The sequence below is a fragment of the Streptomyces sp. NBC_00647 genome (assembly GCF_045207245.1).
Taxonomy (GTDB): domain Bacteria; phylum Actinomycetota; class Actinomycetes; order Streptomycetales; family Streptomycetaceae; genus Streptomyces.
Genome location: NZ_CP109040.1, coordinates 6,987,826 through 7,002,700, shown reverse-complemented (window position 1 = coordinate 7,002,700; position 14,875 = coordinate 6,987,826). Strand labels below are relative to the sequence as shown.

At 70.6% G+C, this 14,875-nt stretch carries 16 protein-coding genes; 8 read left to right on the top strand and 8 right to left on the bottom strand.

Annotation, left to right across the window (positions count from 1 at the left end; genetic code table 11):
• Positions 1-128 precede the first annotated feature (128 nt).
• The 7 genes from gcvT (at position 129) to OG788_RS30915 (ending at position 7,406) form a co-directional block, all read left to right on the top strand.
• On the top strand, positions 129-1,262 hold the full coding sequence (gene gcvT, locus OG788_RS30945; RefSeq protein WP_406374582.1) for a glycine cleavage system aminomethyltransferase GcvT: 1,134 nt from the start codon (positions 129-131) through the stop codon (positions 1,260-1,262).
• A gap of 158 nt (positions 1,263-1,420) precedes the next feature.
• A complete protein-coding gene (gene gcvH / locus OG788_RS30940; protein WP_406374581.1) occupies positions 1,421-1,798 on the top strand; it encodes a glycine cleavage system protein GcvH in 378 nt (125 codons plus the stop codon).
• An 11-nt stretch (positions 1,799-1,809) separates the two neighbouring features.
• Positions 1,810-3,072 carry a serine hydroxymethyltransferase gene (glyA, locus tag OG788_RS30935; protein WP_351541795.1) on the top strand — a complete coding sequence of 421 codons (1,263 nt, stop codon included), beginning with the start codon at positions 1,810-1,812 and terminating at the stop codon, positions 3,070-3,072.
• A 162-nt stretch (positions 3,073-3,234) separates the two neighbouring features.
• Positions 3,235-4,602, top strand: a complete 1,368-nt coding sequence (locus tag OG788_RS30930; protein ID WP_406374580.1) for an L-serine ammonia-lyase — start codon at positions 3,235-3,237, stop codon at positions 4,600-4,602.
• Positions 4,603-4,799: 197 nt separating this feature from the next.
• Entirely contained in the window at positions 4,800-5,357 is a 558-nt protein-coding gene (locus tag OG788_RS30925) for a glycoside hydrolase family 25 protein (RefSeq protein WP_406374579.1), read from the top strand.
• Positions 5,358-5,578: 221 nt separating this feature from the next.
• Positions 5,579-6,751 carry a N(5)-(carboxyethyl)ornithine synthase gene (locus OG788_RS30920; RefSeq protein WP_351541798.1) on the top strand — a complete coding sequence of 391 codons (1,173 nt, stop codon included), beginning with the start codon at positions 5,579-5,581 and terminating at the stop codon, positions 6,749-6,751.
• 112 nt (positions 6,752-6,863) lie between these two features.
• On the top strand, positions 6,864-7,406 hold the full coding sequence (locus OG788_RS30915; RefSeq protein WP_406374578.1) for an MOSC domain-containing protein: 543 nt from the start codon (positions 6,864-6,866) through the stop codon (positions 7,404-7,406).
• 55 nt (positions 7,407-7,461) lie between these two features.
• Here OG788_RS30915 and OG788_RS30910 read toward each other — a convergent pair whose 3' ends face one another.
• Genes OG788_RS30910 through OG788_RS30900 form a run of 3 tightly spaced genes read right to left on the bottom strand, consistent with a single transcriptional unit; the run spans position 7,462 to position 9,462 of the window.
• A complete protein-coding gene (locus tag OG788_RS30910; RefSeq protein ID WP_406376891.1) occupies positions 7,462-8,247 on the bottom strand; it encodes an NADPH-dependent F420 reductase in 786 nt (261 codons plus the stop codon).
• 27 nt (positions 8,248-8,274) lie between these two features.
• On the bottom strand, positions 8,275-8,487 hold the full coding sequence (locus tag OG788_RS30905) for an EF-hand domain-containing protein (RefSeq protein WP_351541800.1): 213 nt from the start codon (positions 8,485-8,487) through the stop codon (positions 8,275-8,277).
• A 60-nt stretch (positions 8,488-8,547) separates the two neighbouring features.
• Positions 8,548-9,462, bottom strand: coding sequence for a MerR family transcriptional regulator (locus tag OG788_RS30900; RefSeq protein WP_406374577.1), 915 nt, complete (start codon positions 9,460-9,462; stop codon positions 8,548-8,550).
• A gap of 54 nt (positions 9,463-9,516) precedes the next feature.
• On the opposite strand from OG788_RS30900, the gene OG788_RS30895 reads away from it, so the two are divergent.
• Positions 9,517-10,152, top strand: coding sequence for a GNAT family N-acetyltransferase (locus OG788_RS30895; RefSeq protein ID WP_406374576.1), 636 nt, complete (start codon positions 9,517-9,519; stop codon positions 10,150-10,152).
• A gap of 88 nt (positions 10,153-10,240) precedes the next feature.
• Here OG788_RS30895 and OG788_RS30890 read toward each other — a convergent pair whose 3' ends face one another.
• The 5 genes from OG788_RS30890 to OG788_RS30870 all read right to left on the bottom strand — a co-directional run bounded on the left by OG788_RS30890 (position 10,241) and on the right by OG788_RS30870 (position 14,870).
• Entirely contained in the window at positions 10,241-10,837 is a 597-nt protein-coding gene (locus OG788_RS30890; protein ID WP_406374575.1) for an ADP-ribosyltransferase, read from the bottom strand.
• Positions 10,838-10,926: 89 nt separating this feature from the next.
• Entirely contained in the window at positions 10,927-12,123 is a 1,197-nt protein-coding gene (locus OG788_RS30885; protein ID WP_406374574.1) for a YncE family protein, read from the bottom strand.
• On the bottom strand, positions 12,123-12,953 hold the full coding sequence (locus tag OG788_RS30880; protein ID WP_406374573.1) for a polysaccharide deacetylase family protein: 831 nt from the start codon (positions 12,951-12,953) through the stop codon (positions 12,123-12,125). Before OG788_RS30880 ends, OG788_RS30885 begins: the two co-directional genes overlap by 1 nt.
• A gap of 381 nt (positions 12,954-13,334) precedes the next feature.
• Positions 13,335-13,838: an ATP-binding protein gene (locus tag OG788_RS30875; protein ID WP_406374572.1), complete on the bottom strand. Its 504-nt coding sequence runs from the start codon at positions 13,836-13,838 to the stop codon at positions 13,335-13,337.
• Positions 13,839-14,102: 264 nt separating this feature from the next.
• Positions 14,103-14,870, bottom strand: a complete 768-nt coding sequence (locus OG788_RS30870) for an enoyl-CoA hydratase-related protein (RefSeq protein WP_356758048.1) — start codon at positions 14,868-14,870, stop codon at positions 14,103-14,105.
• Between the last annotated feature and the right edge of the window lie 5 nt (positions 14,871-14,875).

Below are 14,875 nucleotides of genomic sequence, written 5' to 3'. Positions count from 1 at the left end.
CGCTGACCAGTGGCTCCACCCAAGGTGCAAGTCAGGACCACCATTTCGTGGGGTACTGATGAACCTCTCAGGTTCCGATGACAGATGGGGAGGAACGACCTCGCCGTCATGCCTTGGGAGCCAGACCGATGAGCAGCAACGCACCCCGTCACACCGCGCTCGATGCCCTGCATCGCTCGCTCGGCGCGACGATGACCGACTTCGCAGGCTGGGACATGCCCCTGCGCTACGGTTCCGAGCGCGACGAGCACCTCGCCGTCCGTACGAAGGCCGGCCTCTTCGATCTCTCCCACATGGGCGAGATCACCGTCACCGGCCCTGAGGCGGCGGCTCTCCTGAACCACGCGCTGGTCGGCAACATCGCCACCGTCGGCATCGGCCGCGCCCGCTACACCATGATCTGCCAGGAGGACGGCGGCATCCTGGACGACCTGATCGTCTACCGGCTCGCCGAGCACGAGGCCGGGTCTTCTCACTACATGGTCGTCGCCAACGCCTCCAACGCCCAGGTGGTGCTGGACGCCCTGACCGAGCGCGCCGCCGGTTTCGACGCGGTCGTGCGCGACGACCGTGACGCCTACGCGCTGATCGCGGTGCAGGGGCCCGAGTCCCCCGGCATCCTCAAGGCGGTCACCGACGCGGACCTCGACGGTCTGAAGTACTACGCGGGCCTGCCGGGCACGGTGGCCGGCGTTCCGGCCCTGATCGCCCGCACCGGCTACACCGGCGAGGACGGCTTCGAGCTGTTCGTGGCCCCCGCCGACGCCGAGAAGGTGTGGCAGGCGCTGACCGACGCGGGCACCCCGGCCGGGCTGGTCCCCTGCGGTCTGTCGTGCCGCGACACGCTGCGCCTGGAGGCGGGCATGCCGCTGTACGGGCACGAGCTGACCACCGCGCTGACCCCCTTCGACGCCGGCCTCGGGCGGGTCGTGAAGTTCGAGAAGGAAGGCGACTTCGTGGGGCGCGAGGCCCTGACCGAAGCCGCCGAACGTGCCGCTTCCGAGCCGCCGCGCGTGCTGGTCGGGCTGATCGCCGAGGGCCGTCGCGTGCCGCGCGCCGGGTATCCCGTGGTCGCCGACGGCAAGGTGATCGGCGAGATCACCTCCGGCGCCCCCTCCCCCACGCTGGGCAAGCCGATCGCGATGGCGTACGTCGACGCCGCGCACGCGGCGCCGGGCACCGCCGGTGTCGGCGTGGACATCCGGGGCACCCACGAACCGTACGAGGTCGTGGCGCTGCCGTTCTACAAGCGCCAGAAGTGACACTGGTCCGCACAGGCCGGACATGACACGGACGCCCGCCGGGCGCCGGCCGTGACCGCCGACCCCGTCGCGCGTCCGAAGTGACCCTGGGCACATCTGCCCGGGTCACCCACGCTTCCCTTCATCAGCACTCCCCCGCGTACAGGAGAATTCAGGCCATGAGCAACCCCCAGCAGCTGCGCTACAGCAAGGAGCACGAGTGGCTGTCCGTCGCCGAGGACGGCGTCGCGACGGTCGGCATCACCGAGTTCGCGGCCAACGCGCTCGGCGATGTCGTCTACGCCCAGCTCCCCGAGGTCGGTGACACGGTCACCGCGGGCGAGTCCTGCGGCGAGCTGGAGTCGACCAAGTCGGTCAGCGACCTGTACTCCCCGGTCGACGGCGAGGTCGTCGAGGCCAACCAGGACGTGGTGGACGACCCGTCGCTGGTGAACTCCGCGCCCTTCGAGGGCGGCTGGCTGTTCAAGGTCCGCGTCACGGACCAGCCCGAGGACCTGATGTCCGCCGACGAGTACACCGCCTTCACCGCCGGCTGAGGAGTCACCGCATGTCGCTTCTGAACACCCCGCTTCACGAGCTGGACCCGGACGTCGCCGCCGCCGTCGACGCCGAGCTGCACCGTCAGCAGTCCACCCTGGAGATGATCGCCTCGGAGAACTTCGCTCCGGTCGCGGTCATGGAGGCACAGGGCTCGGTCCTGACCAACAAGTACGCCGAGGGTTACCCGGGCCGCCGCTACTACGGCGGCTGCGAGCACGTCGACGTGGTCGAGCAGATCGCCATCGACCGCGTCAAGGCGCTGTTCGGCGCCGAGCACGCCAATGTGCAGCCGCACTCGGGCGCCCAGGCCAACGCTGCCGCGATGTTCGCGCTGCTCAAGCCGGGCGACACGATCATGGGTCTGAACCTCGCGCACGGCGGGCACCTCACCCACGGCATGAAGATCAACTTCTCCGGCAAGCTCTACAACGTGGTCGCCTACCACGTGAGCGACGAGACCGGTCAGGTCGACATGGCCGAGGTCGAGCGCCTCGCCAAGGAGTCCCGGCCGAAGCTGATCGTGGCCGGCTGGTCCGCCTACCCGCGACAGCTGGACTTCGCCGAGTTCCGCCGCATCGCCGACGAGGTCGGCGCGTACCTCATGGTCGACATGGCGCACTTCGCCGGCCTGGTGGCCGCGGGGCTGCACCCGAACCCGGTGCCGCACGCCCACGTCGTCACGACGACCACCCACAAGACCCTCGGCGGTCCCCGCGGTGGCGTGATCCTCTCGACGGCCGAGCTGGCCAAGAAGATCAACTCCGCGGTCTTCCCCGGTCAGCAGGGCGGTCCGCTGGAGCACGTGATCGCCGCCAAGGCCGTCTCCTTCAAGGTCGCCGCCTCCGACGACTTCAAGGAGCGCCAGCAGCGCACGCTGGACGGCGCGCGCATCCTGGCCGAGCGTCTGGTCCAGGACGACGTGAAGGCCGTGGGCGTGGACGTCCTGTCCGGGGGCACGGACGTGCACCTGGTCCTGGTCGACCTGCGCAACTCCGAGCTGGACGGGCAGCAGGCCGAGGACCGCCTCCACGAGGTCGGCATCACGGTCAACCGCAACGCCATCCCGAACGACCCCCGCCCGCCGATGGTCACCTCCGGCCTGCGCATCGGCACGCCCGCCCTCGCCACCCGCGGCTTCACGGCCGAGGACTTCACCGAGGTCGCGGACATCATCGCCGAGGCGCTGAAGCCGTCGTACGACGAGGAGGCCCTGAAGACGAGGGTGTCCGCTCTGGCCGACAAGCACCCGTTGTACCCCGGCCTGAAGTAGTTTCGTACGCTATTTGTCGTACGTTTTCGTCCGTACGGTACTTTTCGTACGGACGTCCGGGGCACCGCGCACACTGGAAGCAGAGCGCGGTGCCCCGTTCCATGCAGTCCCGCACCACCTCCGTCGGACAACGGCGTCCGGCGAAACCAGCAAGGAGTTCCCGTGGCCATCTCGGTCTTCGACCTGTTCTCGATCGGCATCGGCCCGTCCAGCTCCCACACGGTGGGCCCGATGCGCGCCGCGCGCATGTTCGCCCGGCGGCTGCGCAATGAAGACCTGCTGGCCCCGGTCACGGCGATACGCGCCGAGCTGTACGGCTCCCTGGGCGCGACCGGCCACGGCCACGGCACCCCCAAGGCTGTGCTGCTCGGCCTGGAGGGCGCCTCGCCCCGGACGGTGGACGTGGAGGGCGCCGACGAGCGCGTCGAGCGGATCAAGTCCTCGGGGCGGATCAACCTGCTCGGCGAGCACGAGATCGACTTCTCCTTCGACGACGACCTCGTCCTGCACCGCCGCAAGGCCCTGCCGTACCACGCGAACGGCATGACGATCTTCGCCTACGACGCCTCGGGCGGGCTCGTCCTGGAGAAGACGTACTACTCCGTCGGCGGCGGCTTCGTGGTCGACGAGGACGCGGTCGGCGAGGACCGCATCAAGCTCGACGACACGGTCCTGAAGTACCCGTTCCGCACGGGCGACGAGCTGCTGCGGCTGACGAAGGAGACCGGCCTGTCGATCTCCGCCCTGATGCTGGAGAACGAGCGGGCCTGGCGCACCGAGGAGGAGATCCGCGAAGGGCTCCTCGCCATCTGGCGTGTGATGCAGGCGTGCGTCTCGCGCGGCATGGCCCGCGAGGGCATCCTGCCGGGCGGCCTCAGGGTCCGCCGCCGCGCCGCCCACTCGGCCCGCCAGCTGCGCGCCGAGGGCGACCCGCTGGCCCACGCGATGGAGTGGATCACCCTCTACGCGATGGCGGTCAACGAGGAGAACGCGGCGGGCGGACGCGTGGTCACCGCCCCGACCAACGGCGCGGCGGGCATCATCCCGGCGGTCCTGCACTACTACATCAACTTCGTGCCGGGCGCCGACGAGGAGGGTGTCGTACGGTTCCTGCTCGCGGCCGGAGCCATCGGCATGCTCTTCAAGGAGAACGCCTCCATCTCGGGCGCCGAGGTCGGCTGTCAGGGCGAGGTCGGCTCCGCCTGCTCGATGGCGGCCGGCGCGCTCGCCGAGGTGCTCGGCGGAAGCCCCGAGCAGGTCGAGAACGCCGCCGAGATCGGCATGGAGCACAACCTCGGCCTGACCTGCGACCCGGTCGGCGGCCTGGTCCAGATCCCCTGCATCGAGCGCAACGGCATGGCCGCGGTGAAGGCCGTCACGGCGGCCAGGATGTCCATGCGCGGCGACGGCTCCCACTTGGTCTCCCTCGACAAGGTCATCAAGACCATGAAGGAGACCGGCGCCGACATGAGCGTGAAGTACAAGGAGACGGCCCGGGGCGGCCTCGCGGTCAACATCATCGAGTGCTGACGAGCAAGCCCTGACCCGGTCCACGGGGGTGCCGGCCGCCTGAGGGCGGCCCGGCCCCGGGAGGAGCGGGCCGTGCGCGCCGGACACCCGTGCGAGGGTGGAGCGGGCGAAGTGGGGGCAGTTGAAAGGTGGTTGTTCCCCACGGACACCGGCCATCACCCCACACGGCCGTCCCCCCACGCACGGAGGCTCCATCCATGCTGCGAGGCATCGACGTCAGCGCCTACCAGTCGTCCGCGTACAGCACCGCCGGCCTCTCCTTCGTCTTCGTCAAGGCGACGGAAGGCCGCTCGTACGTCAATCCGAAGCTCACCGCGCAGGTGAAGACGGCCCGCGACGCGGGCTGTGTCGTGGGCTTCTACCACTTCCTGTGGCCGGGCAACATCACCGCCCAGGCCGCGTACTTCCTGAGCAAGGCCCCCGAGAAGGCGGGCGACCTGCTCGCCGTCGACTGGGAGACCACGGGCGACGGAACCCACGCGAGCAACGCGGAGAAGGACCGCTTCATCCGCAAGGTGAAGGAACTCCGCCCGGACCACCGCGTGCTGCTCTACGCCAACCGGAACTTCTGGCTGAACGTCGACACCACCGCGTACGCCGGCGACGGCCTCTGGATCGCCGACTACGTCACCGCGGGAGAACCCCGCATCCAGGCGAAGTGGCGATTCCACCAGTACACCGACGAGCGGGTGGACAAGGACGTCGCGGACTTCGCGAGCAAGGCCGCGCTGCGCGCGTGGGCCGGCAGCGCCTAGAGGGCGTCGACGCCGGAGGCCACGCGAGCGCCCCGCGCCCCGGTCCCGGGGACCGGCGGACCCGTCGGGCTCGGACGTGACGCCGGGCGATCCGCGCCCGGGACCGGAGTACGGTTGGCCGTACCGAGCGCACCTCGCACGCCGTCATCCATTTCGGCGTCGCCCTCGGGGAACGGCAAGGCCGGAGCACATCGCGTCCGGCCAGAGATGAGCCGCCCCACATGAGTCTGATGAGTCTCGGAGTACTCGCCTCCTCCCGCAAGGAGAACGAGTTCCGTCTGCCCCTGCACCCTCGCCACCTCGACCGGATAGCCCCGGACATCCGCGAGAAGATCTTCCTCGAACACGGCTACGGCCAACGGTTCGGCGTCGCCGACGACGCGCTGCGACCGCTGGTGGCCGGCCTGCGCACCCGCGAGCAGCTCCTCGCCGAGTGCGACATCATGCTGCTGCCCAAGCCCATGCACGACGACATCGCCGAGCTGCGCGAGGGTCAGGTGCTCTGGGGATGGCCGCACTGCGTGCAGGACGAGAAGATGACGCAGATCGGCATCGACCGGCGGCTGACCCTGATCGCCTGGGAAGCCATGAACCACTGGACCTCCACGGGCGCCTTCAGCGTCCATGTGTTCCACAAGAACAATGAGCTCGCGGGCTACTGCTCGGTGCTGCACGCCCTGCAGCTCGGCGGGCTGACCGGCAGCTACGGACGCCGCCTGCGCGCGGCGGTCATCAGCTTCGGCGCCACGGCGCGTGGAGCGGTCACGGGTCTGGGCGCCATGGGCGTTTCCGACGTCACGGTGCTCACCCAGCGCGCCGCCGCGGCGGTGGCCTCGCCGATGCCCTCGGTCGTGATGGGGCACTTCCAGGAGCAGGAGGACGATCCGTCGCGCCTGCAGGCCGTCACCGCGGCCGGTTCCGTGCCGCTGGCGGAGTATCTGGCGGGGTTCGACATCATCGTCAACTGCGTCCTCCAGGACACCGACGCGCCGCTCATGTTCGTCACCGACGAGGAACTCGCCCTGTTCCGGCCGGGGACCTTCTTCATCGACGTCGCCTGCGACGAGGGCATGGGCTTCGCGTGGGCCCGCCCGACCACCTTCGGCGACCCCATGCCCATGGTGGGGTCGGGCTGCCACTACTACGCGGTGGATCACAGCCCGTCCCACCTGTGGAACTCCGCCACCTGGGAGATCAGCGAGGCGCTCCTTCCCTACCTGCGCAAGGTCATGAGCGGCCCCGCGGCATGGGACGCCGACATCACGGTCGCCAAGGCCATCGAGATCCGCGACGGGGTCGTCCAGAACCCGAAGATCCTCTCCTTCCAGCACCGGTCGGCCGCCTACCCCCACGCTCCCGAGATCCCGGCGGCCGAGCCGCTCTCCGTGGCCTAGGGGCCAACGGCAGCGCTCCCGTCCCCGCCCCTGAGACAGGCTCCGGGAACAGGCTCTACGATTCCGCTGGTCACCGGCGCGACCAGCCGCCGGGCGAACGGGGAGCGATCACATGGGTGGGACGGTCACGGCGGTCAGCAGCAGCGGGACGTACTCGTTCACCAAGCCGAACCGGGCGAGCGTCACCCTGCTCGCCGGACTCGGCGTGGAGGGGGACGTGCACGCCGGGACGACGGTCAAGCACCGCTTCCGGATGGAGAAGGACCCCTCGCAGGTGAACCTGCGGCAGGTGCACCTCATCCACGAGGAGCTGTTCGCCGAGGTGCGGGAGGCCGGTTTCGAGGTCGCGGCCGGTCAGCTCGGGGAGAACGTCACCACCCGGGGGATAGACCTGCTGGGGCTGCCCACGGGGACGCGGCTGCGCCTCGGGGCGGCGGCCGTCGTCGAGGTGACCGGGCTGCGGAACCCCTGTGCCCAGATCGACACCTTCGAGAAGGGGCTCCTGAAGCAGGTCGTCGGGCGGGGCGAGGACGGGAAGATCCGGTTCAGGTCCGGGATCATGAGCGTCGTCCTCGTCGGCGGAGTGGTGCGGCCCGGCGACGGCGTAGTGGTGGAACTTCCGGACGGGCCGCACCGGCCCCTCGAGATCGTCTGACCTCCCTGCTGCCGCCGGCCCGTGTACGGGGTCGGCAGCCGCAGGGCCGCGGCGGTTATCCGCGGAAGTCGGGCGTGCGCTCCGGGGACGCCTCCGCCAGCGCCTTCGTCACCGCGTCGACGCCTTCCTGGAGACCGTAGACGGGGGTCCCGGGCTGCTGGCGCCAGGAGTCGTCGAGGCCGCCGGCGTCGACGGTGTCGAAGCCGATCTCGTCGATCAGGTCGCGCACGCGCCGCTTCGCCGCCTCGTCGTCGCCGGCCACCGGGAGGGCCATGCGGTCGGGGGCACCGGCCGGACGGGCGCGGTCCAGGATGTCCTGGGCGTAGGTGCCGTTGAAGGCCTTGACGACCGTGTGGCCGATCTGCCGGGCGGTCCAGCGGCTCTCGGTGAGGCCGTCGTCCTCGATCCCGGCGATCCTGCCGTCGCGCTGCTGGGGGTAGTAGTTGCCGGTGTCGATGACGGCGGCGCCCTCGGCGGCCCCGTCCAGGATGCCGTCCGGCAGGTTCGGCACGGCCTTGAGCGGGATCGTGACGATCACGACGTCGGCGCCCCGTGCCGCCTCCTCGACCGTGACGGGGGTCGCCCCGGTCTCTTCGGCGAGCTCGGTGAGCGTGTGGGGGCCGCGGGAGTTGGCGACGGAGACCTCGTGACCGACGGCGGTGAACCGCCGGGTGAGGTTGCCGCCGATGTTGCCCGCGCCGATGATGCCGATCTTCATGAGAGACAGACCCTTCCGGGGTTGATGCTCCTGATGGGCATCACCAACCCCGGAGGCGGACGCCCTATTCCGGGACGTGCCGCGTCCGGGTGACCGTGCACGCCGAAGGGGCGCCCGCCGGATGACCGGTGGACGCCCCTTCGGCAGACGTCACTTGTTCAGGTGGGCCCAGAACTCGTCGAACGAGAGGAGCTTGTCGCCGTTGAGGTCGCGGCTGGCGATGACGGCCTCCGCCACCGACTCGGTGACGTTCCAGTCGCCGCCCTGGGCGAGAGCGGACTTGAACTCGGCTGCGGTGATGAACCCGTCACCGTCCGTATCGATCCGCTCGAACTGCTTGCGTGCTTCCTCGATGTCGGCCACCGATCCGCCCCTTCGTCGTGCATCACTGCGTGCGTTGCTGCCTTGTGTACGGAGGTCACATTAACGGTCCGCGCGAGCGCGCAGTGCGGCGACCACCCAGGCGAACTCCTCGCGGTGCGCCGAGAGCGGCTCCAGGCCGCGGACCAGCGCGCTCAGTTCCCGGAAGCGGGCCATCTCGGCGTGTGCCGCGGACTCCATGCGCGTCAGCACGGCGGCCCGGTCGGCGTCGCCGAGGAGCCCGCTCAGCACCGTGTCCGCCTCCGGCGACGCGGGGTCGACGCCCCGCTCCAGCGCCTCGCCCGCCAGCTGCACCAGCCGGCTCATGAACCACAGGGACGTGCCCGGTGCCACGTCCGGCCCCCGGTCCGCCGCGTTGAACTCGATCATCGCGCGCATCCGGGCGCGGAAGCCCCGGTCCTGGATCAGCTCGGCCAGCTCCACCCAGGCGTCCACCTGCTCGGGGGACGGATCGTCCGGCAGATCACCGATGTTGAACCGCATCCGGGTACGGATGTCGGGGTCCGCGGTGTCCAGGCCTCCGAAGGTCTCCTCCATGAAGTCGTCGATGATCCGCCCGCGTTCGGCGGCCGAGAGCCGCGCCAGCTTGTTCATGAGTGTCATCTCCTCCGCGGTCGAGCCGCGTCGCGCCACGGTCGACAGCACCGCCCGGGTCACCTTCAGCGACCTGATCTGCGCGTCCAGCGCGGCCACGTGCGCGGCCGCCACCTCCGCCACCGTCGTCTCGCCCGCCAGCACCCGGCGCACGGCGTCGAGCCCCAGCCCGAGCTCGCGCAGGGTGCGGATCAGCTCCAGGCGGGCCACGGACCCGGCGTCGTAGAGGCGGTAGCCGCCCGCGGACCGTGCCACCGGGGGCAACGCGCCCTCGTCCGACCAGTAGCGGATGGTGCGGACGGACAGGCCGGTGCTGCGGGCCAGGCGCCCGATGGTGAAAAGGCCGGTGCCGTCTTCGATCATGTCTGCGAGTCTGGGCCTTCCAGTCGGTGGAGACTCAAGCGGTGAGGGACGGTCATGCCCGGCACTCTGCGCGACATTCTGGACGCGGCGGCCCGTGGCGTCTTCCCGCCGCCCGACGGCGCCACCACCGTCGTACCCCAGCACTCCCCCCGCGACGCCGGGGTCCTCGCCTTCACCGCGCACTCCGTCGTCTTCACCGACGAGGACGAGGGGTGGGTGCGCGCGGCGCTGGAGGCCGTCCCCTGCGACGCGCTCGCCGCCACCATGAATCCCCGGTTCCTCGCCGCGTTCATGGAGCGGACGGGGCGGTCGAACGACACGATCGACCTGCTGTCCGTCGGCACGCCGCTCCCCGGCCCGCCGGGCCTCGCGCTCACGGAGCTCGACGACCCCGGTCATCCCCGGGTCGCCGGGTCCCGCAAGCGGCGCGACGGCGTGCGGGCGTGGGCGGCGGACGGCGGGGTCCTCGTCCTCGGGCGCGGGATCGGGGACCGCCTGGAGATCGCGGTCGAGGTGGACGAGGAGGTACGGCACCGGGGGCTGGGCCGGGCGCTCGCGTCGGCGGCGCTCCACCTCGCCGACGAGCCGGTCTGGGCGCAGGTGTCGCCGGGGAACGCCCGCAGTCTGCGGGCGTTCCAGTCGGCCGGTTACCGTCCCGTCGGAGCGGAGGCGCTGCTCAGCGCGTACTGACCTCAGCGCGTACTGACCTCTGGGCGTACTGATCTCAGGGCGTACTGATCTCAGGGCGTACTGACGCCTGCGTGCCCGTGGCGGACCGTCAGTGCCAGGGCTCGTAGTTCGGGTTGCTCACGCAGTCGCTCATGATCTCGGTCCTGGTCCTCGTGTCGACCGGACAGACGCCGATGACGTACTGGCGCGCGATCCCGCCGGGAAACGCGACCTCCACCTGGCCGGCCCGGCGGTGCGTGTCGCCGACGGTCTTGTTGACGTCCACACCGCCGGGAGCGTCGATGTAGTAGTGGAAGCCGGACTTGTCCGAGGTCTTGTAGAGGTCGTGGTCGTACGTCGTCGACACGTACGGCGAGGGCTGGTCGGCCAGGACGTGGCTCTCGATGTCGTACTGCCCGGCGACGACGTCCTTCGGGTAGAAACCCTGCTCGAAGACGGTCGCCGGGCCGCGGGTGTCGGCGCGGTACAGGGTGCCGCAGGTCTTGCGCCAGACCGGTTGCGGCGTGATGCGGTCGACGTCCACGCGACGGTCGGCGGCGGCCTTGAGCGGGTCGGCGAACTGAGGGCAGACGGGCGCGGCCGCCCCGGGCGCGGGAGCGGCGGGCGTCGCGGCGGTCGTCGCGAGAACGGCCGCGAGGGACAGGGCGACGGCAGCGGCCCGCCGCCGCGGGCGAGTTGTGATCATGGGGAGCACGATCGCGGTTCCGCGGCGACGGGCCATGGACCGTCACCCGTACGACGGCGTGTCAGCCGTGGCATTCAACAGGCTCCGTCCTAGCGGAAGATGCCGGTGTGGCCGAGCGAGTAGCGGCCGGGCTGGGGGTACACGGCGAGGCCGTGGGGACCGCTGCCGACGGGGATACGGGCGAGCTGGACGCCGGTGCGGGTGTCGATGGCGTACACCTCCGCGTTGTAGCGGCCGGAGAGCCACAGAACCTTGCCGTCCGCCGAGACGCCGCCCATGTCGGGGCTGCCCCCGGTTGGCAGGCGCCACTTCTTGGTGAGACGGTCCTGAGTGAAGTCGAAAATGGAGATGGTGCCCTCGCCGCGGTTGGAGATGTACATCTCGCGCGAGTCCCGGCTGACGTAGAGGCCGTGCGTGCCCTTGCCGGTGTGCAGGAGCGTGGGCTGGGTGAACTTGTCGCCGTCCAGGACCCACACCCCGTCGGCCATCATGTCGGCGATGTAGAACTTCTTGCCGTCCGGGGAGATCTTCACGTCCTGCGGCATCGCTCCGTGGAACGGCAGCTTCTGCTGGCCGATCACCTTCATCCGCTCGGTGTCGACCTTGAGGAGTTCGCCGCTGAACTCGCAGGACACGATGAAGTAGCGGCCGTCCGGGGAGAAGTCGGCGTGGTTGACGCCGTAGCAGCTCACCGGTTCCGTCTTGACGCGCTTCATGGTGTGCGCGTCGCGGAAGACGAGTTCGCGGTCGAGGGAGGCCATCACGACGGCGTACTTGCCGTTGGGCGTGAAGTAGAGGTTGTACGGGTCGTGCACGTCGACCGGCTTGCCCGCCCTGCCGGTCTTCGGGTCGATGGGCGTGAGGGTGTTGCCCTTGTCGTTGTTGACCCACAGGGTCTTCATGTCCCAGGAGGGGACGACGTGTTGGGGCTGAGCCCCGACCGGGATCGTCTCGATGACCCGGTACGTCTTCGGGTCGATCACCGAAACAGTGTTGGAGTTGGTGTTGGGCACATAGACGCGGGACGGGAAGTCCTTGACCACCGGGGAGAGCCGGTTCGGCCGGTCGGCGGCGTAGACGTCCGTCGGGTCCAGCAACGGGGGCATGCCGGGCAGGCCCTGGACCGTCTTCTTCTTCGCCGGGGCGGGCTGGACGGCGGCCTTGCTGCCGAGGGCTTCGTCGGCGTGGTCCCGGGAGGGGGCGCCGCAGCCCGCGAGGACGGCGAGCGTGGTGAGGGCGGCGCCGGCGGTCAGCACGCGGTGCAGGGGGGAGGATGGCGTCAGCATCAGCTCAGCAGCTCCGTGGTGGTGACCGCGCGCAGGCCGCGGCGGTCGAGTTCGTGCAGGAGGGCGGGGAGGGCGGCGACCGTGTCGGCGTAGCCGAAGTGCAGGCTCACGATGGAGCCGGGGCCGACTCCGGCCAGGACGTTGCGGGTGACGGCGGTGGCTCCCGGCGAGGTGTAGTCGAGGGAGTCGACGTCGTAGGAGAGCGTGTGCGGGTAGCCCGCTTCGCGGGCGAGGCGGGCTACCAGCGGGGAGGCCCGGGGGCTGCGGGACGGCCGGAACCAGGTGCCGATCGAGCCGGTGAGCCGCTTCAGGCGGTCCGCGCAGCCCTGGATCTCCGCCGCCGCGTCCGTCCGCGACATGGCGTTGATGTCGAGGTGACGGAGGGTGTGATTGCCGAGGTCGTGGCCGCCGTCGAGGATGCGGCGGGCGAGGCCCGGGTGCTCGTCCAGCCAGGTGCCGACGGCGAGGACGGTGACCCGGGCGCCGGCCTTCTCGGCCTCGCCGAGCAGCGAGTCGGCGACGGCGGGGTCGCCCTGACCGTGGAAGGTGAGGGCCACTCTGGACGGTCGGGTGCGGGAGCCGTGGGTGATTTCCGCGGGCTGGGCGGGGTAGCGGCGCGGGGCGGGGGCGAGTGCGGGGGCTCCGCCGGTCGCGGCGGCGGAGGGTGCGGCCGGGGGTGTGGTGAGAGGGCGGGGGTGGGTGGCTCGAGGAGTGGAGCAGCCTGCGGTGACTCCGGCGGTGAGCGTTCCTGCGGTGAGCGCGAGTCCCGTGAGCAGGGCCGCGCGCCGGGGCGGGGCGGGGGCTGCGTGGTCTTCGGCGGGCGTGGTCACCGGACCATTTAAGGGTGAATCGACCGAAAAACCGGCGATTGGTCCGGCCGGGTGGTGGTGCGGGTCGCTTCGCACCGCCGGGCGCGGGGGCGCGCGAGTCCGGGCGGGGCCCGTGAGCGGAGCAAGATCCCCCGCTTTTGGATCAGTCGGCCGGGTCTGCGATAGTCGACGTCGCGACCTCCACCCATTGACCCGGGCCCTGGTTGTCGCCGGTGGCGCGGTTCACACCCCAATTCGTTCCGCGACACCCCAGAAGCCCCGGCTGCCACGCGGCCGGGGTTTCCGCGTACGGAGAGAGGGTTCGGCGTACGGAGAGAGGGTTCCGCGTACGGCGAGAGGGTTCCGCGTACGGAGAGAGGGTTCGGCCGTCGGCGAGACGGTTCAGCGTTCGGCGACGCGCATTTCGAACCAGGTGGTCTTGCCGCGGGGCAGCAGGTCGACGCCCCAGCGGTCGGAGAGCTTGTCGACGAGGAAGAGGCCCCGGCCGCTCAGGTCCGTTTCCTGGACCGGCATGAGACAGGGAAGGCCGCGGGAGGGGTCACGGACCTCGATACGGATCCAGCCGCGGCGGCGGCGCATACGGAGTCCGAAGACGCGGGCGCCGGTATGACGTACGGCGTTGCCGACGAGTTCGGAGACGAGTAAGACCGCGTCCTCCGTCATCTTCGGGGACAGGCCCCAGTTCCGCAGGACCACGACCTGGGCGAGCCGCCGCGCGGTGGCCGCGGACTCCGGGCGGGACGGCAACGGAACCTCCGCCTCGGCCGGATTGCCGAACAACTCCAATGCCTTGAGCGCCCGTTCGTCCTCGACCGCAGGCGTCCAGCGCGCCGCGGTCGCACTTCCGTGCCGCCGCGGCTGTTCGATACCCTCCAGCCCCGCCATGCCCCCCATCATGGCCGCCAAGAGCTCCCTTCGGGGCCGTTCCGGAGGAATACGCCCCCCGGAACACGACATTCCGAACGTTCCGATCGGCATATGCCGGAGGCAGTTCGGGGGTGACGGCAGCCCTTCCGACCTGCCGGAACAGGCCGGTCGAGGGCAATCGCCAAAGCCCCCCGACAAGGTGGGCTTAAGGCTGCCTTAAGGCTGACATAAACCGTCGCATCGGGGGACGCCGGGTAAGACATCGCGTCAACTGCGAGTTGATCAGAGGAACTTCGCCTTGCCGGGTCCCTCCTCCACGAAGCTCCGCATGCCCCGCTCCCGGTCCTCCGTCGCGAACAGGCCCGCGAACCAGTTCCGCTCGATGGTCAGTCCGGTCTCGATGTCCGTCTCCAGGCCCGCGTCGATCGATTCCTTCGCGGCGCGCAGTGCGATCGCCGGGCCCTGCGCGAGCCGGGCGGCCCAGGCGTGCGCGGCGGTGTACACCTCGGCGGCGGGGACGACCCGGTCGACCAGGCCGAGCGTGAGGGCCTCGTCGGCCTTGACCATACGGCCGGTGAAGATGAGGTCCTTGGCCTTGGAGGGGCCGACCAGCCGGGACAGCCGCTGGGTGCCGCCCGCACCGGGGATCAGGCCGAGCAGGATCTCCGGCTGGCCCAGCTTGGCGTTGTCCGCGGCGATGCGGAAGTCGGCACAGAGGGCCAGTTCGCAGCCTCCGCCGAGGGCGTATCCGGTGACGGCGGCGACGACCGGCTTCGGGATGCGGGCGACGGCGGTGAAGGACTCCTGCAGCGCCCGGGACCGCACGACCATCGCCGCGTGGTCCATGGCCTGCATCTCCTTGATGTCCGCGCCCGCCGCGAACACCTTCTCCCCGCCGTACAGCACCACGGCGCGGACGTCCGCCCGGGCCGTGGCCTCCTCGGCGAGCTCCTTGAGACGGTCCTGCGTCGCGACGTCCAGGGCGTTCATGGGAGGGCGGTCCAGGCGGATGGTTCCCACGCCTTCGGCCACTTCGAGATGCACAGTCATGGGAT